The sequence below is a fragment of the Shewanella sp. MF05913 genome (assembly GCF_059758095.1).
In genome coordinates, this window is the sequence record NZ_JCAYNT010000001.1 from 207,178 (window position 1) to 226,055 (window position 18,878).

General features: G+C 42.5%; 20 protein-coding genes. 14 read left to right on the forward strand and 6 right to left on the reverse strand.

Features of this window, described 5'->3' with window-relative positions; translation table 11 throughout:
* Positions 1 to 41: 41 nt before the first annotated feature.
* Entirely contained in the window at positions 42 to 779 is a 738-nt protein-coding gene (locus AC19MV_RS00945; RefSeq protein WP_498305297.1) for a YciK family oxidoreductase, read from the reverse strand.
* Positions 780 to 1,038: 259 nt separating this feature from the next.
* Here AC19MV_RS00945 and AC19MV_RS00950 point away from each other — a divergent pair, with 259 nt between their 5' ends.
* A complete protein-coding gene (locus tag AC19MV_RS00950; protein ID WP_498305299.1) occupies positions 1,039 to 3,528 on the forward strand; it encodes a VolA/Pla-1 family phospholipase in 2,490 nt (829 codons plus the stop codon).
* 122 nt (positions 3,529 to 3,650) lie between these two features.
* On the forward strand, positions 3,651 to 4,661 hold the full coding sequence (gene sohB, locus AC19MV_RS00955) for a protease SohB (RefSeq protein WP_498305301.1): 1,011 nt from the start codon (positions 3,651 to 3,653) through the stop codon (positions 4,659 to 4,661).
* A 79-nt stretch (positions 4,662 to 4,740) separates the two neighbouring features.
* On the opposite strand, the gene AC19MV_RS00960 is transcribed toward sohB, so the two are convergent.
* On the reverse strand, positions 4,741 to 5,811 hold the full coding sequence (locus AC19MV_RS00960; protein ID WP_498305303.1) for a DUF3083 family protein: 1,071 nt from the start codon (positions 5,809 to 5,811) through the stop codon (positions 4,741 to 4,743).
* 157 nt (positions 5,812 to 5,968) lie between these two features.
* On the reverse strand, positions 5,969 to 6,526 hold the full coding sequence (locus AC19MV_RS00965) for an arylesterase (protein ID WP_498305798.1): 558 nt from the start codon (positions 6,524 to 6,526) through the stop codon (positions 5,969 to 5,971).
* Positions 6,527 to 6,587: 61 nt separating this feature from the next.
* Between AC19MV_RS00965 and AC19MV_RS00970 the strand changes: the two genes are divergently transcribed.
* Positions 6,588 to 7,337, forward strand: coding sequence for an ABC transporter ATP-binding protein (locus AC19MV_RS00970; protein WP_432405283.1), 750 nt, complete (start codon positions 6,588 to 6,590; stop codon positions 7,335 to 7,337).
* Positions 7,337 to 9,820 carry an ABC transporter permease gene (locus AC19MV_RS00975; protein ID WP_498305305.1) on the forward strand — a complete coding sequence of 828 codons (2,484 nt, stop codon included), beginning with the start codon at positions 7,337 to 7,339 and terminating at the stop codon, positions 9,818 to 9,820. The genes AC19MV_RS00970 and AC19MV_RS00975 overlap by 1 nt, the downstream gene beginning before the upstream one ends.
* A 306-nt stretch (positions 9,821 to 10,126) precedes the next feature.
* On the opposite strand, the gene AC19MV_RS00980 is transcribed toward AC19MV_RS00975, so the two are convergent.
* Positions 10,127 to 10,381, reverse strand: a complete 255-nt coding sequence (locus AC19MV_RS00980) for a TIGR03643 family protein (protein ID WP_498305307.1) — start codon at positions 10,379 to 10,381, stop codon at positions 10,127 to 10,129.
* A 120-nt stretch (positions 10,382 to 10,501) separates the two neighbouring features.
* On the opposite strand from AC19MV_RS00980, the gene AC19MV_RS00985 reads away from it, so the two are divergent.
* From AC19MV_RS00985 to AC19MV_RS01025, 9 genes are all read left to right on the forward strand, one after another.
* Positions 10,502 to 11,221: a pseudouridine synthase gene (locus tag AC19MV_RS00985; RefSeq protein ID WP_498305309.1), complete on the forward strand. Its 720-nt coding sequence runs from the start codon at positions 10,502 to 10,504 to the stop codon at positions 11,219 to 11,221.
* A 140-nt stretch (positions 11,222 to 11,361) separates the two neighbouring features.
* Positions 11,362 to 12,258 (forward strand): LysR family transcriptional regulator, encoded by an 897-nt coding sequence (locus tag AC19MV_RS00990; protein ID WP_498305311.1) that lies wholly within the window; start codon positions 11,362 to 11,364, stop codon positions 12,256 to 12,258.
* 632 nt (positions 12,259 to 12,890) lie between these two features.
* Positions 12,891 to 13,094, forward strand: a complete 204-nt coding sequence (locus tag AC19MV_RS00995) for a YodC family protein (protein WP_498305313.1) — start codon at positions 12,891 to 12,893, stop codon at positions 13,092 to 13,094.
* 2 nt (positions 13,095 to 13,096) lie between these two features.
* On the forward strand, positions 13,097 to 13,363 hold the full coding sequence (locus tag AC19MV_RS01000) for a DUF6953 family protein (RefSeq protein ID WP_498305315.1): 267 nt from the start codon (positions 13,097 to 13,099) through the stop codon (positions 13,361 to 13,363).
* Positions 13,364 to 13,618: 255 nt separating this feature from the next.
* Positions 13,619 to 14,293 carry a hypothetical protein gene (locus AC19MV_RS01005; protein ID WP_498305317.1) on the forward strand — a complete coding sequence of 225 codons (675 nt, stop codon included), beginning with the start codon at positions 13,619 to 13,621 and terminating at the stop codon, positions 14,291 to 14,293.
* A gap of 22 nt (positions 14,294 to 14,315) precedes the next feature.
* Positions 14,316 to 14,627, forward strand: coding sequence for a hypothetical protein (locus AC19MV_RS01010; RefSeq protein ID WP_498305319.1), 312 nt, complete (start codon positions 14,316 to 14,318; stop codon positions 14,625 to 14,627).
* Between the two features lie 27 nt (positions 14,628 to 14,654).
* On the forward strand, positions 14,655 to 15,287 hold the full coding sequence (locus AC19MV_RS01015) for a hypothetical protein (RefSeq protein ID WP_498305321.1): 633 nt from the start codon (positions 14,655 to 14,657) through the stop codon (positions 15,285 to 15,287).
* Positions 15,288 to 15,440: 153 nt separating this feature from the next.
* The gene (locus AC19MV_RS01020) at positions 15,441 to 15,695 is read left to right on the forward strand and encodes a type II toxin-antitoxin system HicA family toxin (RefSeq protein ID WP_188925489.1); all 255 of its coding nucleotides are present in this window, start codon (positions 15,441 to 15,443) and stop codon (positions 15,693 to 15,695) included.
* Positions 15,692 to 16,033, forward strand: a complete 342-nt coding sequence (locus tag AC19MV_RS01025; RefSeq protein ID WP_188925488.1) for a type II toxin-antitoxin system HicB family antitoxin — start codon at positions 15,692 to 15,694, stop codon at positions 16,031 to 16,033. The genes AC19MV_RS01020 and AC19MV_RS01025 overlap by 4 nt, the downstream gene beginning before the upstream one ends.
* 194 nt (positions 16,034 to 16,227) lie before the next feature.
* Here AC19MV_RS01025 and AC19MV_RS01030 read toward each other — a convergent pair whose 3' ends face one another.
* Together AC19MV_RS01030 and folX are read right to left on the reverse strand one after the other, a co-directional pair.
* Positions 16,228 to 17,118 (reverse strand): TIGR01777 family oxidoreductase, encoded by an 891-nt coding sequence (locus tag AC19MV_RS01030; protein ID WP_498305323.1) that lies wholly within the window; start codon positions 17,116 to 17,118, stop codon positions 16,228 to 16,230.
* A gap of 81 nt (positions 17,119 to 17,199) precedes the next feature.
* Positions 17,200 to 17,568, reverse strand: a complete 369-nt coding sequence (gene folX / locus AC19MV_RS01035) for a dihydroneopterin triphosphate 2'-epimerase (RefSeq protein WP_248970602.1) — start codon at positions 17,566 to 17,568, stop codon at positions 17,200 to 17,202.
* 154 nt (positions 17,569 to 17,722) lie between these two features.
* Between folX and AC19MV_RS01040 the strand changes: the two genes are divergently transcribed.
* A complete protein-coding gene (locus AC19MV_RS01040) occupies positions 17,723 to 18,871 on the forward strand; it encodes an AI-2E family transporter (RefSeq protein WP_498305325.1) in 1,149 nt (382 codons plus the stop codon).
* The last annotated feature ends 7 nt before the right edge of the window (positions 18,872 to 18,878 follow it).

Here is an 18,878-nt window from a genome sequence, read left to right on the forward strand (position 1 = left end):
TACAGCTCATTCATTTGAGTCGATTAAATGCTACAGACTCATTATTGCGCGTTCAATGCCTGGCCATTAGTGCCAATAGATTCATCACCCATCAAAAATAAGTAAGTCGGCATAATTTGCAGTGCCGTTTTTAATGTTTGTGGATCTTCTGCTGGGTATGCTTTAGCGCGCATTTCCGTGCGAGTCGCACCTGGGTTAATGGTATTCACACGTACATGTGTTTCATCACATTCATCAGCTAACACTTGCATCATGCCTTCGGTCGCAAATTTAGAGAAAGCATAAGGCCCCCAGTAAGCTCGACCTTTGCGGCCTACACTGCTAGAAGTAAAGATAATTGATGCATGTGGTGCTTTACGCATTATCGGTAATAACGCTTTGGTCATAATAGCCTGAGCCGTTACATTGACTTTCATTATGGTCTCTAACGAAGCAAGATCAATGTGTTCAAACGGGCCTAATGCACCGAGTTGTGAGGCATTGTGTAATAACCCATCTAAGTGACCAAATTGCTCTGCTATGGTTTCTGCCATGTCGATGTAGTTCTGCTCTGTTGCCCCTTTTAAATCAAGTGGCACAATAGCAGGGGGCGGATAACCTGCATTAATGATTTCGTCGTACACTTTTTCAAGTTTTTTAACGGTTTTACCCAGTAAAATAACGGTCGCGCCGTGCTTAGCAAATTCAATCGCGGCTGCCTGGCCAATTCCGTCTCCAGCCCCAGTAACCAAGATAGTTTTATTATTAAGTAAATCTTTTGCAGCTTGATATTCCAACATGATTAATTAATTCCTCTAAGCGCAATCGCCCGTCAAATCTAGAACCGAATAAAAAATAAACGACCGTTTGAAACAAATGATTGATAATTGTATGCGAATAGGTCATTTGCATGTAACAAACTTGTAGCTAACTCTATAATTTTGCGTTAACTTGAGAATAGTTAAGGACTAACATAAGTCCTTTTGGTCGCATGATTGGACTATTGTGACCAATTCTTGGGGAAAACAAAATTAATAAAACAAGATTTGGGGAAAAAAGATGAAAAGACTCATTTTGGGTGTTGCAATAACATCTGCTCTCGGTTTGACGGCATGTGGTGGTGATAGTTTTAACGAAGCAAAAGAAAAAGCTGAACCATTAGTGCCTTTGTCGCACGTTCAGTTTGATCCAGCTAATGGCAAACTGCCGCTACCTAACGATTTACTGTTTAGTGGTACTACAGATGGTACCTTGTCTATTCCGGGTGAAACCGGTGTCGATTACACCAATCCTTCAATCGCACTTGGTGCATTAGATGGATGGTCAACTAGCTCACCAATTTCAATAACTATGGAGCTAGCAAACGATCTACAGGGTAATGCACTCACCATTGATGCTGCATCGGTATTTCAGCCAGGTGCTGTTCGCGTTTTTGAAGCCACTGTAGGTGGTTCGCTTTCTACCGATCCTGAATGTACTTCACAAGCATCAGTATCAGCTTGTAAAGTGGGTGAAGAATTAACCTTTGGTGTTGATTTTGTTACTAAAGCATCAGGTAGCAGTGTGGCGATTGTGCCACTTAAGCCTTTAAAACCGATTCAATCCTATTTATATGTGGCGACAGACTTAATTCAGGATTCGTTAGGTCGCAGTATTGCGCCTTCTACAACATACAACTTACTTAAGTTAGACATTGAAACTAAGCCGTTAGAAACAGCTGCTCAATTACAATTACAAGGCTTAGTGAATAGCTATGAAAAAGGCGTTGCTGCTGAGCACGGCGTTGATTCTGAAAACATTATTTTCTCAGGATTATTCACTACGCAGTCGATAGCCAATGTTTATGAGACGGCTAAGTTGTTAATGGCGTCTAGTGACCCATATAAACCTGCTTTTACTCAAACGCCAACGCCAGCGGGTTACACAGCTGCTCAGGCGTTAGGATTAACTTCAGCCAGTGGTGTTGCATACGTATTAGCTGATATGGCTGATGTGTATAAAGCTGAAATTAAAGTGCCATTTTATGGTAACTGTTCTTCTACTAGTTGTGTGATTCCGGTTGTCGATGGTGCGCCAACCGCGCCAAATGGTCGCTGGTTTGCTCAGGGTGACAGCCCTGTATCAGTGTTATTGGCATTACAAGCTGGCACGTTAAGCCAAACCAACTTTTTTACTCAAGCATCTGAGCAAGGTGTTGATGCACAAGCTGCGTTAGCTAATCCTGCATTACTTGCCGGTAAACAGTGGAAATTGGATGACGGTACTGCAGCGGATAAAACCAAGCACTTAACGCGTCTTAATCCTATCCCTGCAATTAAAGGGTATGAAACGATTCCGGTGCAAATTACCTTACCAAATGCAGCCAAACTTGCAGCATTTACAACCGCTCAAGGTGGCACATTTGTTCCACCAACAAGTGGCTGGCCAACAACGATTACCATGCACGGTTTAGGTGGCGGTAAAGAAATGAACCTAGCCTATGCAGGTACTTATGCTGCGGCCGGTATCGCGACGATTTCAATCGATATGCCACTGCACGGTGAGCGCTCATTTGAGATTGGCAATGGTGGCGCTTATGAAATATCTGCAACGGCACCTGCATTTGGTAACTTAATTGGTAAACCTGATGCATTTACTAATGGTAATCCACTCGTGTTTGTTAACATTGCCAGTACCTTAACTGTGCGTGATAACTTCCGCCAGGCAACGCTAGATCATTTAGCATTGCGTTTATTATTAGAGGGTATGGCAGGACAATTAGCGGCTGCTAACCAACCACAAGTGTTTGATGTCTCTAAAATCAGTGCTCAAGGTTTAAGCTTAGGCGGTATTGTCGGTACAACCTTCTCGACTTACGCCAGTACTGGTTTGAGAGACCCATCTACAGATGCGTCATTAGGTAACCCTTATGCCATTAATGCAGCGTCACTAGTGGCTCCAGCGGGTGGTTTAGCAGGTTCATTTGCTGGCTCTGCTGCATTTGGTCCACAATTGTTTGCTAACGTAACGGCGTCTAGCACGTTTGCTGCGCTATTAACGGCTGCTAACACTGCAGGTTATGAAGAAGGTACTGCTGAGTACGAAGCATTAGTACAGGCTGTTTATGCTGGGTTTATTCCATCATTTGCACTGGCTGTACAAACTGCCATTGATTCAGCGGATCCATTAAACCATGCTGGTATGTTAGCTGCGACAGAGATCCCGGTTCATTTAATTGAAATCGCGGGCGATGATGCTAATAACTTACCTGATCAAACCTTACCAAACAGTGTGGCTAATTTCCCACTATCAGGTACAGAGCCATTAATTGCCGCTATCGGTTTAGATTGCGTAGATGCAACTATGCCAGGTTCAGGTGCTGTGCGTTTCTCTAAAGGTCACCACAGTTCAATTGTTAGCCCTAGTGAAGTACCAGGTGTTACCGATGGTATGGCTGCTGCGGCAACGGCTGAAATGCAAGCTCAGGTTGCTGGCTTTGCTAAGAGTGCAGGCGCTGGACAAGCCACTATTGTGGTATCAAACAGTGATGTGATTAAAAGCTGTAACTAATCGTTACTAATTAGTCGCCGTTTTGACTTAAAACCCAGCAAATTGCTGGGTTTTTTATTCTCTATTTATCGGTAATTACTGATAAAATGTCGGCAGACTGTTTTTCCTTTGTGGAGTGAAATTTGGAATTTTTATATGAATACGGCTTATTTTTAGCTAAAGCCGTGACGATTGTGATAGCGATAATGGCTGTAGTGGTATTGGTGTTAGCCAGTAGCATGAAAAATAAAGCTGATAAAGGTGAATTACGCCTGACCGATATTTCAGATGAGCTATTGCAACTTAAGCATCAGTTGAAAGAAGAGTTGTTGTCTAAAAAGCAATTTAAAGCTTATGAAAAACAGGTTAAGGCTGATGAAAAAGCCGCTGATAAAGCAGATGTCACCAAGGGCAAAGTATTTGTTATCGATTTTAAAGGCAGTATCGATGCGGGTGAGGTTGCCTCACTGCGTGAAGAAGTCACGGCTATTTTAACCATTGCCGACAAAGATGATGAAGTCCTGGTGAATGTAGAAAGTGGCGGCGGCATGGTACATGGCTATGGCCTTGCTTCAAGTCAATTAGACCGTTTACGTCAAGCCAATATCCCATTATCGATTTGTATCGATAAAGTGGCTGCGAGCGGTGGCTATATGATGGCTTGTGTGGCCAACAAAGTGTATGCGGCTCCCTTTGCGATTGTCGGTTCTATTGGCGTTGTGGCGCAAGTGCCGAACTTTAACCGTTTGCTTAAAAAGCATGATATTGATTACGAGCAACATACTGCCGGCGACTTTAAGCGCACCTTAACTATCTTTGGTGAAAATACCGATGAAGGCCGCGCCAAGTTTCAACAAGAGCTTGAAGAAACCCACGTGTTATTTAAAGAGTTTGTTGGCCGCTACCGTCCAGAAATGGACATTGCTAAGGTGGCCACAGGCGAGCATTGGTATGGTCAACAAGCGATTGATTTAGGGTTGATTGATGAGATTTCAACTAGCGATGATGTTATTTTAAACTTAGTCAAAACACACCAAGTGATTAAAATTCGATATCAGATGAAGAAAAAGCTGGCCGATAAAATTGCCCATGGTGCTTCGTTGTCGGTTAACGCCGTGATGAACAAATTGGTTGAACGTAATCAATCAGTATAAGTGTAAAGAATGATAAAAAAAACGACAGCCTTGGCTGTCGTTTTTGTTTTAGATAAGCATAACAATCAATATGACATCATTACTGAGCTTTATAACTGATGTGCTGGTGGAAGCGTAAAATCACATCGACATGTTCTTTATCAATATCAAAATCTTGAGTAAACATGCGTAATGCATCTTCTACTTGATTCATAAAGCGGCCATAGCCTTCATCGGTTTCGTCACTCTTACCAGCAACAATCACAAAGCGGAAAACATCGACGAGCTTATTGCTGTCCCAGTGGCCAATCGGCTCGGGAGATTGGGCGTGAGGGTCAAAACCAATCATTTGAAACTCATCAGTACTGGTGAGCTGCTCGTACTTACTGTTACGCACTAGCGGCAACTTGCCATTAGCCACCATTGCGACGCGTTTTAGCTGCTTACTTTGGGTTGCTTGGATAAATTTGTCATAAACCGTTTTATAAACAGCACCAAAATCGACAGTGTCATTAGCCAACAATTGCTTTTTGATTCGGCGATCGACTGGAATGTTAATGGTGACGTAGTTCAATGTACTGACGTTTTCAGGTAACTCACAGTGACGACGTTGATAACGACTGTCTACCGCACGTAACTTATAGCCATATGTTTCTTTTAGGCCCTTTGCTTTAGCAAAAAAGTCATAAGAGATATGCTGGTGGTCGCGAATTTTAATCGGTACATCTTTTACGGGTAACAGCGGCTTGAGTTCGGCAATAAATTGCTGGATTTTAGTGTGAAAACTGGCAGCGTTGCTGCGTAAGTCATCACCCGTCGCTAAAAAGACAATACGTAATTTACGCGCTCTAAAGCCTGGCGTGCTGTGAAGGCGATTCGCTTCATGATGCGCAGGATTATAAAAGAAACGCAGTTGTTCATTTGAACTTAAACAATATGCTTCGCTGTGAAAGCGCACCATAGGTAATTTATCTGTGGTAACCACATGCACATTATACAGCTCTTGTTTTTCAGCGAGTTGGTATACTAGTTTACTGAATTCATCGTAACAAGTTTCTAAACTACTGTAGGCATTAAGGTATTCATCGGTTAAAGGAAAGCCGATAGTGATGTACTGGTTTTTACGGGTCGCACTAGGTAAATATACTTTTTTTTGACGACTGACGGACATGTTATTTCCTTAAATTGTCTAATTGTCTAAAGTTTATCGTTATTTAATTGCTTGCTGAGCATCCATTCTAAACATTGATACTGAAAATAAAATGACTTTCGTTCACTTTATGCAAAAGATTTTAACATTTGCTGTGAAACTTATAAAATTTAAATAGTTACTTATCTATTGCTGCTGTGATCCAAGGCAGCATCCATTGCGTAATTTTATCTTGTGCCAACTCATTTGGGTGAATGCCATCACGTTGCATCAAGCTTTTATCTGCCGCGATATCTTGCATAAAAAACGGCACTAGGCTGAGCGAGTATTCATCTGCCAATTCATGATACACATCAGTGAACATTTTTGTGTAGCGAGGTCCGTAATTTGGTGGCACCATGATTTCGGTCAGCAACACTTTGGCGCCGTGCTCCTGTGATTGCGTGATGATTTTTGTAAGATTTGATTTCAACTGATTTGGTGGAAATCCACGCAGACCATCGTTACCGCCGAGCTCAATAACAACAATGTCTGGTTGGCTAGAGTCCAGTAAACTCGGGAGCCTGCGTAAGCCTCCTGCAGTTGTTTCGCCACTGACAGAACCATTAACAATCTCATGTTGAGGCAGTTCGTTTCGCAGTAATTGTACCCAACCTTGATTTTCTGGCATGCCATAGCCTGCACTTAAACTATCACCTAGTATCAAAACCGTGGCAGCATAGGTAGGCGCGCACATTAACATTAGCGTAAATGCAGTAGCTAACATGCGTTTAAGCGACAAAAAGAAGAAGGATTGTATGTCTAATAATATCGTTCGAAATACCAATGCCATAACTGTAACTAACCTTAATAAAACTGTAGTGACCCAAGAGGGAGAGTTGACTATCCTCAACGGCATTAATATAGAAGTCAAGCAAGGTGACAGCATTGCTATTCTTGGACCATCGGGTTCGGGTAAATCAACCTTACTTGGATTATTAGCCGCTTTAGACACACCAACCTCAGGTGAGATAGTGCTTGATGGTGTCGCATTGTCAGGGCTAAACGAAGAGCAAAAAGCCGCACTGCGTAAGCAAAAAGTCAGCTTTATTTTTCAATCCTTTATGTTGGTCGACACCTTAACCGCGTTAGAAAACGTGATGTTACCTGCAGAGCTTGCAGGCGTTACCGATGCCAAGCAAAAAGCCCAGGCGATGCTTGAACGTGTTGGCTTGTCGCATCGCTTAAATCATTTACCGAAACAATTGTCTGGCGGTGAGCAGCAACGAGTTGCAATTGCCAGAGCATTTATTTGTGAACCTAAAGTGCTGTTTGCCGATGAGCCAACCGGTAACTTAGACAGTGTCAACGGCGATAAAATTGCCGACATGTTATTTGCCCTTAACCAAGAAAGTGACACCACCTTGGTACTCGTTACTCATGATTTACACCTTGCCCAGCGTTGTGCAAGACAGCTTGTCATGGAAAATGGTCATTTGTCTGAACCTGCAGCAAATACTCGTGATGCAATGAAAGAAGAAGTTGAGCAGGCCGAGGAGGTAAGCTAATGGAGTGGCGTATTGCTTGGCGGTTATTTAAACGCGAGCTTGCTCAAGGTCAGCTAGTGCTGATTGTATTGGCCATAACCTTAGCTGTGCTGTCGGTTACTGGGCTTGCTCGGGTTAGCGAGCGTTTACAAGTGGCCATTAATGGTGAAGCCGCAAACTTTATTGCTGCCGATCGCATTATCGATTCACCCGTTGAGTTAGACCCTAAAGTGTTAACCATTGCAGACGACATTGGCCTTGCCCATGTCACCAATATGCAATTTAACTCGATGGTCTATTCGGGTGATAAATTTCAATTAGTGACCGTCAAAGCGGTGGGCGATGGTTACCCGTTAAAAGGCGACATTGAGCTCAGCACCGGCATAACGCGCGCGTTACCGCAAACTGGCCAGGCATGGTATGAAAATCGTTTAGGCGGCTTGCTTGGATACCCTAAAAGCATTGAGTTAGGTAACAGTGAGTTATCACTAACCGAAGAAATCAGTCGCTTACCCGATGCCGGTTTTAATCCATTTGCTTCATCACCTGTGTTGCTTATTCATCTAAATGATGTCGCTGCGACAGGGATTATCCAACCTGGCAGCCGAGTGACCTACCTGTACCAGTTTACCGGTGATGCGCAACAATTGGTTGATTTTGAACTACAAGCTAAACCTCTACTCAATAACAGCCAGCGTTGGGTTGATGTGCAATCCGGTGATTCTCCGATTGCCTCAGCGGTACAGCGTGCTGAACGCTTTTTATTGCTAGCCAGTTTATTGGGTATTGCATTGGCGTGTGCAGCTATTGGTATTGCGGCGCAGCGTTATTGTCAGCGCCATTATGATGTGGTCGCGATGCTGAAAACCTTTGGCGCGTCGGGTAAACAAATCCGTGTGTTATTTGGGTTACATTTATCTTTAGTGACATTACTCGGTATTGCGCTTGGTTTAATCGGTGGCTTGTTACTCGACCTTGGTATCACGGCGTTTTTACCGCCAGAAATCGCCGCGTATTCACCGCCTTACTTGCGCCCGGTATTACTCGGTGTCAGCACCGGCTTAATCAGTGCGTTTATGTTTTCGGCTTATCCGTTAATGCGTTTATTGGCGATTCCGCCACTGCGGGTGCTGCAACGTCAACTTGAGGGTTTACAGCTCGGCATGTGGTTGCATTTGCTTCTCAGCTTAGCGGCGATGGCGCTTTTAGGGTATTTGTATTCAAGAAGCCTCGCGCTGACGATGACTGTCGTGTTAGCGGTCATGTTACTTGGCGTGTTACTGAGCCTATTAGGGTTTGTGATGATCCGCCTCGGCCACGGCATAGGCATGAAAACCACCAATCCATTGCAACTTGCTTTGGCTGGGTTGCGTCGTCGTGCTCGTCAAAATGCGGTGCAATTGGTCGGCTTTAGCAGTGCTTTGGTGTTGTTGCTGACTATTTTGGCCTTAAGGCAAGATTTGCTTAACGAGTGGCAAAAGCAGTTACCAGAAAATGCGCCTAATTACTTTTTGGTGAACATTGCCCCTGAAGACAGCAAACCGCTCGATGACTTTTTAACCCTCAATCATATAAAAGCCACCGATATTTACCCGGTTGTGCGTGGACGCTTAACCCACATTAATGATGAAGAGTTGATCTCGGGTAAACAAGCTGACGATGGCGTTGAAGGTCGAGTGGGGATCTCTCGTGAGTTAAACTTAACTTATCGCGATACCTTGCCGCCCAATAACAAATTGCTTGAGGGTCAGTTTAATCAAACCGACGATGAGGTGTCTGTAGAGTCTGGTGTGGCTGAGCGTTTGGAGCTTAAACTGGGTGATAAACTGACTTATCGAATCGATAACCAGGATTTATCAGTCACGGTTGCCAGTATTAGACAGGTGCAGTGGGAAACTTTGCAGCCAAACTTTTACATGATTTTTACCCCTAAAGCACTTGAGCCTTTTGCGTATACTTCAATGGCCAGTTTTCATCTTAATGATCAACTATTGGCCGCAGACGGCAGCACGTTAACGGCAGACCAAGTGGTGTTGCAATTAATTAGGCAATTCCCGACGGTGTCGATTATTGATGTTGGCGCTATGGTAGGGCAGCTAAGGCAAATTATTGAACAAGTGTCTTTGTCTTTATCGTTAGTATTAGCATTGGTGTTGTTGGCCAGTGCACTAGTACTGATTGCACAAACCGAGGCCGGTATGGCCACTCGTCAACGAGAGTTAGCGGTATTACGCACCTTTGGTGCATCAGGTTGGTTATTGCGGGCATCAACCGGCTTTGAGTTTGCCCTACTGGGTGCCATTGCTGGCTTGTTAGCGGTCATCGTGGCTGAGTTTGCCTTATATATGCTTAAAACTCAGGTGTTCGAGTTGGTTGTGTACATGCATTGGCCATGGTGGGGTATCGCGCCTGTGGCTGGCGCCGCCATTGTTTCAACACTTGGTGTGTGGCGTTGCAGGCAGCTATTAAACAAGTCGTGCAGTGACATGCTAAAAGAAGGTTAGTTCATATCGAGAAGTCATGACCGATACATGAATAAAGTGGGAGATGCATTGGCATCTCCCTTTTTTGTTTGTGATGGCTTAAGCCATTTTTTATCCCAAGCTCAGGCTATTTAACCTGAGATCGGGATAAGAAACGCCTTTCAAACAGTCCTTTACCCTACTAACTGCGTTGAATCGACTTGCAATAGGCTAGCTATTGACGCGGCAATTCGCCTTGTCAGCAGAACAAATGACAAGCTTGAAAGTGACAAGGAGTAACATGTTGATTTTAAGTAGCATAAGTTCATCCCTTATCCCGAACTCAGGCTATTTAGAGCGCGGCTTATATTGTGTAGGGCAGTAACCACGATCGACTCCCTCTGGTCGCAGCTTAAGGTGTTTGGTTTTGCGGCCTGTAACTCGCGTGCGCCATAATTTAAAGCTACCTGGTTTCATGGTAATGCGCATCAATTTGATGACTGCAGATTCGTTTAAGCCATACAGGTGTTCAATGGCTTCAAATGGCGTACGGTCTTCCCAAGCCATTTCGATAATTCTTGAGGTATCTTGCGCTGAAAGCATTGCGTATGATGTCGTTATTGGGTTTGCCAATACATACGTTAAACAGCCTGACTTAGTTTATAGCGTGTTTATAAATAGTTTAGCGATGGTTTAAATTATTATCCTGGGTATCACTATCACATGCGTCTTGACCGTTTTGTCAGTAAAAGTACCGAATTAACGCAACAACAAGTGAGCGACTATATCGCTCAAGCCACTGTGTGGGTGAATGGCGTAGCCGTTACCTATGAGGCCACTCAAGTGCACGAAAAGAATCTGGTGCAATTTAATGGGCAAACCTTAGTACCGCGTCCTTTTCGTTATTTGTTATTGAATAAGCCGCAGCAAACCTTGTGCTCAAACGTCGATGGCGTTTTTCCGTCGGTATTCTCGTTACTGGATATTGAGCGGCCGTCGGAGCTTCATATTGCTGGGCGCTTAGATGCTGATACCACTGGGTTGGTGTTAATAACCGACGATGGCCGTTGGACATTTAATATCACCTCGCCCAAATACGCGTGTTACAAAACTTATCGAGTCAATTTGGCAAAACCGATAAAAGAGGATGTCGCCGAGCGCTTTGCCAATGGGATCGCATTACAGGGCGAAAAGGGCCTGACCTTACCCGCAAAGTTAGAGATTATCTCAGCACAGCAGGTGTTGCTTACACTCACAGAAGGTAAGTTTCATCAGGTTAAACGCATGTTTGCTGCCGTGGGCAATAAAGTGGTAGCGCTGCATCGGCAACGAATTGGTGCAGTAGAACTCGATGTGCCTGAAGGTCAGTGGCGCTTTTTAACCGCAGAGGAGATCCGCTCTTTTTACCCGGCAAATAGCGAAGATGGATCTGTTCTTAGCTAACATCAACATAAAACTCGTTTTTCAACATTCTTATCAATAAAAGAATTATCAATAAAAGACTTATCAAAAATAGACTTATCGATAATCTCAAATTATCAAAGCTGTTATGCTATCGACATCGTTTAGCGTTGGAGTTTGGTATGTTAAATCAGCAATGGTTAACCACCTTTATTAAGTTAGTTGAAGTCGGGCATTTTACCCACACCGCAGAACAACTGTTTATGACCCAACCCGGCGTGAGCCAACACATTAAAAAGTTGGAACAGCAAGTGGGTGTGGCATTGTTATATCGAGTTGGAAAACGCTTTGAACTCACCGAAGCAGGCATTCAACTACATCAACAAGCCTTACTTTGGCAGCAACAGCAGCAACAACTGTTATCACAACTGGCTGTTGATGATATTTATGTTGGCGAGTGCCGAGTGGCATGTTCTGGCTCGCTGGCGTTATTACTTTATCCGCATTTAATTGATTACCAACAGCCGCACCAGCAATTACAAATCTCACTCGAAGCGGCGCCTAACAAGCGCATCATTGACAATGTGTTAGCCAACCAGGTTGAGCTTGGCATTATCACCCAAGCGGTTCATATGGATGAGCTCGAACTCACGCCACTTGGGCAGCAAGCTTTATGTATTGTGATGCCGAAAAAGTATCAAGATAGCGCTATAAATTTTGAACAGTTAATGGCGCTTGGCATGGTAGCGCATCCCGATGGCATGCATTATTGGCAACAAATTGTGAATCATTATTTTAATGACAAGCAAGCCATGGCACAGCAGGTGCCAATAAGAAGTTACGTTAACCAGCTAAATCAAATACTCGTTCCAGTAGCAAAAGGTTTAGCCTTTGCTGTGTTGCCACAATTTGCCGTAGACAGTTTTGCCCAGCAAGCCCAAATATGCATTGCCAAGCTCGATGGTATAGATGATCCAAAGCAGGGCGTCAGTGAGCCATTATTTTTAATCAATAAAAAGCACCGCCCATTGGCAAAACGTTACCAACCCATCATCGATATTATTCATAATTTGGTTTGAGTCAGTTTATTATTTAGGTGTTTATAGGGCTATTGGGTTAGGAGGGGTCATTATTGGCTCATTTTTGTCTTATTGGGTATGGCCTACGACCACTAACATCGTGGTGCAATAATCTCTGGCCGTTGTTGCAGCATTACCCAAATACCCCTCACAAATACAACGCACTTTAACGTTGCCAACAAGCTTTTATTTGTACCCAAGTCACCTGTTGCTCATGTGAAAAAATCAAAAGTGTTAAACATATAATCAGCGTGAGTACTTTTATAGGGTGCGTGCTGGTTTTATGTACAGTTATAACGACTTGTCATCGGTTTATGATAAAAAATGATTGAAAATCGTGCGTTAGTTGTAACTGTTGAGAAATACATAAATCGTAATCATCTGATATTATTATCTTTAATTTTTGCTACCGTGCCATCGTATCTTACTTTATGTGCAAGCACGGTTTGCTTTTGTCTTTTAGTCACAATTAATTGCTTTACTTCAATAAGATAGCAAATGTAGGATGATATTAATCAATCACTTAAATGGCCGGGTTTAAATTTATTTTGCCGTTGAATAAGCTGTTAGGCTTTTCCTAATGTTGAGATTATCTAATACTAAAATTTAATTAAAAATGAGAAGGAATTTTTATGAGCAACACAAATACATACAACCTTGGTGACATTGTAAAACTTAAGTCTGGCGGCCCAGATATGACAATTAAAGAGGTTATAACTGGTTCAAGAACAGAGGAGTTTACTGGCAGTTATCGTTGTCAGTGGTTTGCTGGCAAGAAGCTTGATACGGGTGTATTTCCACAGGAATCACTTTTGGCCGTTGTTGCAGAGAGTTAATCATGAATGCAGCAGAAGTATCTATATGGATGAGGTCTCAATTAGATAACGATGGTTGCCTATATCAAGATGATGTCGTCGATTATCTAGTTAAAGCTAGTGAAGGCTCGCTTCTGAGAGAAAATAGTGATGGAAACTTGGTTCTTGAGCGCAAACTTTTAATTGAGTTTAGAAAGTTAACTCAGGATGATGTTGTATGGGTTAAGCCTGATAAATACTGGCGATTTCGTGTTTCAGAAGATGAGCCTGGCCGGAATGCTAGAGGGTAGCCTAACAAAGCCATCAACCATCGCCACTTCGTGGCTGGACAGCCTAAAGCGCGCTTCGTGCACGGCTGCCGGTTATGACGGCGTTGAGGCTGTAGAATTACTCTTTGTTAAGAAAATACAGACTATTTTATGAGTTCCAAATGCATTAGCAAGTGTCTTAAAAGCGCTTAGGATTGATTTCAGGAGCTCGTTTTCTAATTGAATCTGGCTGTTAGAGTTATTCTACAGTCTCGTTATGCATCACAAGGAAGTTGAGTGGAAAAATTATTCGAATATGTAGCTAAGGAATGGAGTGTAGTTTCTCTAGCCCCATTTGCCTTTCTAATTTTGGCTGCAATCATGTTTGGCTTGGCATATCTCGCAGCTAAATGGCGATACACAGCCGTTGTTGAGCAAACTAAGTCTGCTAATGAAACATTGAAGGAGCGCCTTCATCTAAAAACTGAACAAGCTGAATCATATAAAGATCGTGCATTAAAATATGATGAAAAAGTTCATTCGGTTGTCGACTCCGATGAGGTCGCATTAAAGGAAAAAACGCTCGAAGTCGTGAAAAACCTTCGTGAATTTATCGAACGCTATAAGCGAGAAGATCAAACTAACATGATGGAACGTCATAACTTTTCAGCAACCCAGTCTGAAGAGCATAGAAATATTGAATGGAATAGGCAAACAAATAATATGATGCGGCTCAGTAGTGAGATGAATGCCGAGTATGATCGACGCTTTAGGGTCGACACTATGATGTTAAGAGACGAGCTTCGCTCACGGCTACCAGATTATGATCCCCAAGATAGGCATCGTGATTCAGCATATGAACACCCAACAAATTATTTTGGCTTTAATGATGTTGCTAGTGATCTAGAACGCATGGCCAAAATGCTAACAAATAAAAGCACGGGACGCGAAAAATCCGCGCCCGTGCTTTAAGCGTTATTGCAAAGGAGGTTAGGTGGTTAAATTTAAGTATGCGCAACTCGAAAGCGATATTCAATCAGCAGTTAGTTTATGCCGTTGGGTCAAAATGTTTAAATTTTTTCTTGCGGTGTTAATTGTGCTTTCTTATTTTATATATCCCGACTGGTTGCAAGAGGTCATTGTAGTTTCTGTTATTGTGTCTCTCGTGTTACCGCTAGGTTTCTTCGATGTGTTTATTCAAAAACTATTAGAGTACAACACTCAACAAACAGAAGAGCGGCTAATATTAAATGCTAATGAGGCAAATAAACACTTTGAAGCCATCTATAAAAAGTTGGGTAAATAATACAATATAATAAGGCGTTAGGCATACATGTTAAATTACGAAGAAGAGTTAAATAGTCTTTTAGAAAACAGGGCTGGAATTGAAGTTCATTCAATACATTTTGTGAATGGTTCTGTTTTAGATAAAAGCGTCAAAGATCAACTTGAAGCTATAAGTTTAAATGACTTTGAACACATAACGTTCTCTGTCGATGGTGAGGCATACTGTGAAAATGGGGTTTTAAATAGAAATGGTGGAGATGTTAGAGGCTGTGTAATAAATGTAGTTATTTCCGATAAAGTTAACCAAGTTGTATTAATACAAAAAGATGTGAAACGAAAACCTGAATTAACTTTAGAGCATCAAAAAGTATGGGATTGCCTAATGCAATTAGCTGCTTTAGCTCATGAATTAGGGCATGTTGAAGATATGCAAAAAACTGAAAATAGTAATTTTGTGTTCGGAGCTAATCCAACAGTAGATTTAGTTAAAGCTGAAGCTTACGCGCATGCATTTTCGTTAAAGTATTTAAAACACATAAACTCAACAGTAGCCTTACCAACAATTGCTGAATCGTTATATAAACTTCATACTGCTAAAAAACCGTTTGAGAAAAATCTATATCGTGAATTATGCAATTTAGTGGGAAAGGGCAGATTAAAAAAGTGGGTGAATGCCTAACTAAAGATAGGCCGCGCGAAGCCGCGTCCTTATCACAAGTGTACTTTTGTTAGGTGAATAGCCCGAACACCTGAGAATTTACATACCCACCCACGATAGTCTTGGTATAACCTGAAACTTGTTTTGATATCAATTTATGATATCATCCTATTTATGAATTCAAAGCAAAAACGCACTTTGATAGCGATATATACAGATCCAGTGTCTGCTTCTTTAGTATGGAAGGATATTGAGTCTCTGTTTGTATGTATAGGTGCTGAGGTGATTGAAGGAAATGGCTCGCGTGTTCGGTTCCATAAAAACGGCGTCATTGCTTCTTTCCATCGACCGCACCCAAAGAAAGAAGCAAAACCATATCAAGTCAAAGATGCGCGATCCTTTCTAAAACAACTAGGAGTGGAACCATGAGTAATTCAATGGTGTATCAAGGTTATGCTGCTCGTATAGAGTTTAGTTCAGAAGATGAGTGTTTTATTGGACATATAGCAGGTATAAAAGACGTTGTTGGGTTTCATGGTGAAACTGTTTCTGAACTAAAAACTGCATTTGAAGAAGCCGTTAATGACTATTTAGAAGCGTGTAAAAAGATTGGTAAAACACCTCAAAAACCTTATTCAGGAAAATTAATGCTACGCATTCGTCCCGAAATTCACGCAGCTGTTGCAACCGCAGCAGAGCTGAGTGGTCAGAGTATAAATCAGTGGGCGGCAGAGGCTCTCAATAGAGAAGCTAATTTGTTAACTTAATCGGGCAATCGGAGGTGTCTAGCCTCCTCTTTACCTAGTGTGAGCAAAGCACCACAACATTGGTGGCCGCAAGCCATAACGACAAAGCTTAAAGTGACAACTCAAATTACCGCTATACTAGCGTCCAGCATTTATTTACTCACTGCACTCTCTATCCAAAACTCAATCCCAAACCCATTCAACTCACCACGCTTTTAACTCACCACATCAGTTAGTGCAGCTTCAATATCGGTATAGTTAAACTCATAACCGGCTTTGAGCGCATTGGTGGGCAGTACAAATTGGCCTTCGATAAGTAACTGTGACATTTCACCCATAGCCAGTCTAAGTGCTAACGGTGGCGTGGTGATAATAGCTGGTCGATTAAGCACTTTACCTAAAGTTAGTGAGAAGACTTTGTTACTCACCGGATTTGGCGCAGTGGCATTGAACACGCCTTGCAAAGGCGGGTGCTCGAGTAAATAGTTAATTAACCCAATTAAGTCGCTGATGTGGATCCAGCTCATGCCTTGATCGCCTTTGCCAATTGGCCCGCCAAGTCCTAGCTTAAACGGAGGTAACATTTTGGCTAACGCGCCGCCATTTTTACCTAATACAATGCCAATGCGAGTAATGCACACACGGGTTTGTTGCGATTGTGCTTGCAGGGCGAGGTCTTCCCATTTTTGGCAAATGTCGTGGCCAAATTCGGCGTGAAACCCGCTTTTTTCATCAACAGGCGTTGAACTTTGAGCACCGTAATAGCCTATTGCTGAGCCGCTAATAAAGGTGTGAGGCGGGTTGCTGCTGTTGCGGATAAGCTGGCTAAGAGCGGCGGTAATATCCCAGCGGCTATTGCAAATAAGCTGCTTTTGTTTAGCTGACCAACGTTTTGCGACTATGGGTTCGCCAGCTAAATTGATCACTGCATCAATGTCGTTGAGGTCGGTTTTGTCTGCCAGGCTTGACCAGTATTGATGTTGTTCGCCAAGCTTAGCTTTAGCGGCGCTGATGTTACGGCTCAAAATAATTAGTTGATGTTGTGTTAGCGAATCAACCAATTGCTGGCCAACAAAGCCTGTGGCGCCAGTGATTAAAATTTTCATATCACCCTCAATATAGTATGCCGAAAGAACTCAATTATACGGCCGTCAACCTCAAAATGATCATCCGCTAAAACCGTTGGCTTATTGCGGTTTTTGGTAACACAACTCCATCGATACAGAGTCAGCAAAGCGCAGTGCGTGCGGTTTGTCTATTTCGACACTGGCAAACTCAACCCAATCATGTTCGCTGGCAATAGCCAATGTTTGGTTGGTAAGATTTTCCAGTAACGAAAAACGATTATTTTCAATCAAGGCAATGATTTTTTTAGTAATGGTGCGATAATTCAACGCATCAGCAACATTGTTGCTATTGCGAGCTTTGTCGGCACAATAATGAATAACCACATTAACGATAACATCTTGTTGATTATTGATTTCGTCTTCTTTAATGCCGATATAAGTACGTAAACGTAGGTTTTTAATGCGTATAATAGCGGTTTCTGGTTTCATATTGTGTGTGTTATTCCTTAAATGTGATTAGCTGCTAATATGGCCAACGTTAAGATGCAAAACAATAAAATTTAACTTAATTAGCAACACGTTACTGGGTTTAGCTTAGCATAATCAATTATTTTAATAAGTAGCAATAAGGATTTTTTACCCTATGAAAGGAATACAGCAGTCGTCAATGGCCGTGCGCAGCTTTGTGGTTATGGCGTGTGTGGTGATTATTTTAGCGGGGATTAAAACCGCCAGTCCAATCGTGGTGCCTTTTGTGCTGTCAGCATTTTTGGCGGTAATTTGTAACCCAGCCATTGTGTTGTTGTCTAAATATCGGATACCTAAATGGTTATCGATTATTTTGTTGATGGCGTTTATCGTGCTGATGGGGCTATGGCTAGCCAGTTTGGTGGGCAGTTCAATTAATGAATTTTCAAAACAGATGCCGGTATATCGCCAGCAATTAATTGAACAGTTTGCTTGGATTATTGAAAAGCTACAAAGCTTTAATATTCAAATATCTAAGCAAAAGGTGCTCGATTATTTTGATCCCGGTATGGCGCTATCCATGACCACCAATATGCTATCTGGTGTGGGTAATGTGATGGCCAATTTGTTCCTGATTATTTTGACCATTGTGTTTATGTTATTTGAAGCACAATCACTGCCTAAAAAATTCCATTTAGCGTTAGACGATCCTGACATGCGTTTAAAGCAAATCGACAAGTTTTTACACTCTGTTAATCAATACATGGTGATTAAAACCTTAGTGAGCCTGGCCACCGCAGGGGTGATTGGAATAGGTCTGAGCATCATTGGCGTTGACTATGCGCTATTGTGGGCTGTGATTGCATTCTTGTTTAATTATATTCCTAATATTGGGTCGATTATTGCTGCTATACCCGCGGTGTTATTGGCGTTTATCCAAATGGGACCTGGCGCAGCGGGCATTACTGGGCTGTTATATGTAGGCACCAATATGGTGATGGGCAATGTAATTGAACCTCGTTTTATGGGCCGCGGCTTAGGCTTATCTACACTAGTGGTATTTTTATCATTGATTTTTTGGGGGTGGCTACTGGGATCGGTCGGTATGCTGTTGTCGGTACCATTAACAATGATTGTAAAAATTGGCCTTGAGTCTAGTCAGTCGGGCGGATGGTTAGCGATATTGCTTTCAGATGATGTCGAAGACATCGTTAATCAACCTGAAAATGTCGAGCAAGTTGCTGCCACCTCAGCCGATGACACTGCACAACAAACGGATAAAAGCCCGGTTAATACTGATGATGAACAATCCAAACCATCATAAATTGATG

What these genes read in the sequence shown, in the direction of transcription:
- AC19MV_RS00945 (WP_498305297.1), bottom strand. Translation starts at nt 779, where the DNA reads ATGTTGGAATATCAAGCTGCAAAAGATTTACTTAATAATAAAACTATC.
- AC19MV_RS00950 (WP_498305299.1), top strand. Translation starts at nt 1,039, where the DNA reads ATGAAAAGACTCATTTTGGGTGTTGCAATAACATCTGCTCTCGGTTTG.
- AC19MV_RS00960 (WP_498305303.1), bottom strand. Translation starts at nt 5,811, where the DNA reads ATGTCCGTCAGTCGTCAAAAAAAAGTATATTTACCTAGTGCGACCCGT.
- AC19MV_RS00965 (WP_498305798.1), bottom strand. Translation starts at nt 6,526, where the DNA reads ATGTGCGCGCCTACCTATGCTGCCACGGTTTTGATACTAGGTGATAGT.
- AC19MV_RS00970 (WP_432405283.1), top strand. Translation starts at nt 6,588, where the DNA reads ATGTCTAATAATATCGTTCGAAATACCAATGCCATAACTGTAACTAAC.
- AC19MV_RS00975 (WP_498305305.1), top strand. Translation starts at nt 7,337, where the DNA reads ATGGAGTGGCGTATTGCTTGGCGGTTATTTAAACGCGAGCTTGCTCAA.
- AC19MV_RS00980 (WP_498305307.1), bottom strand. Translation starts at nt 10,381, where the DNA reads ATGCTTTCAGCGCAAGATACCTCAAGAATTATCGAAATGGCTTGGGAA.
- AC19MV_RS00985 (WP_498305309.1), top strand. Translation starts at nt 10,502, where the DNA reads ATGCGTCTTGACCGTTTTGTCAGTAAAAGTACCGAATTAACGCAACAA.
- AC19MV_RS00990 (WP_498305311.1), top strand. Translation starts at nt 11,362, where the DNA reads ATGTTAAATCAGCAATGGTTAACCACCTTTATTAAGTTAGTTGAAGTC.
- AC19MV_RS00995 (WP_498305313.1), top strand. Translation starts at nt 12,891, where the DNA reads ATGAGCAACACAAATACATACAACCTTGGTGACATTGTAAAACTTAAG.
- AC19MV_RS01000 (WP_498305315.1), top strand. Translation starts at nt 13,097, where the DNA reads ATGAATGCAGCAGAAGTATCTATATGGATGAGGTCTCAATTAGATAAC.
- AC19MV_RS01015 (WP_498305321.1), top strand. Translation starts at nt 14,655, where the DNA reads ATGTTAAATTACGAAGAAGAGTTAAATAGTCTTTTAGAAAACAGGGCT.
- AC19MV_RS01020 (WP_188925489.1), top strand. Translation starts at nt 15,441, where the DNA reads ATGAATTCAAAGCAAAAACGCACTTTGATAGCGATATATACAGATCCA.
- AC19MV_RS01025 (WP_188925488.1), top strand. Translation starts at nt 15,692, where the DNA reads ATGAGTAATTCAATGGTGTATCAAGGTTATGCTGCTCGTATAGAGTTT.
- AC19MV_RS01030 (WP_498305323.1), bottom strand. Translation starts at nt 17,118, where the DNA reads ATGAAAATTTTAATCACTGGCGCCACAGGCTTTGTTGGCCAGCAATTG.
- folX (WP_248970602.1), bottom strand. Translation starts at nt 17,568, where the DNA reads ATGAAACCAGAAACCGCTATTATACGCATTAAAAACCTACGTTTACGT.
- AC19MV_RS01040 (WP_498305325.1), top strand. Translation starts at nt 17,723, where the DNA reads ATGAAAGGAATACAGCAGTCGTCAATGGCCGTGCGCAGCTTTGTGGTT.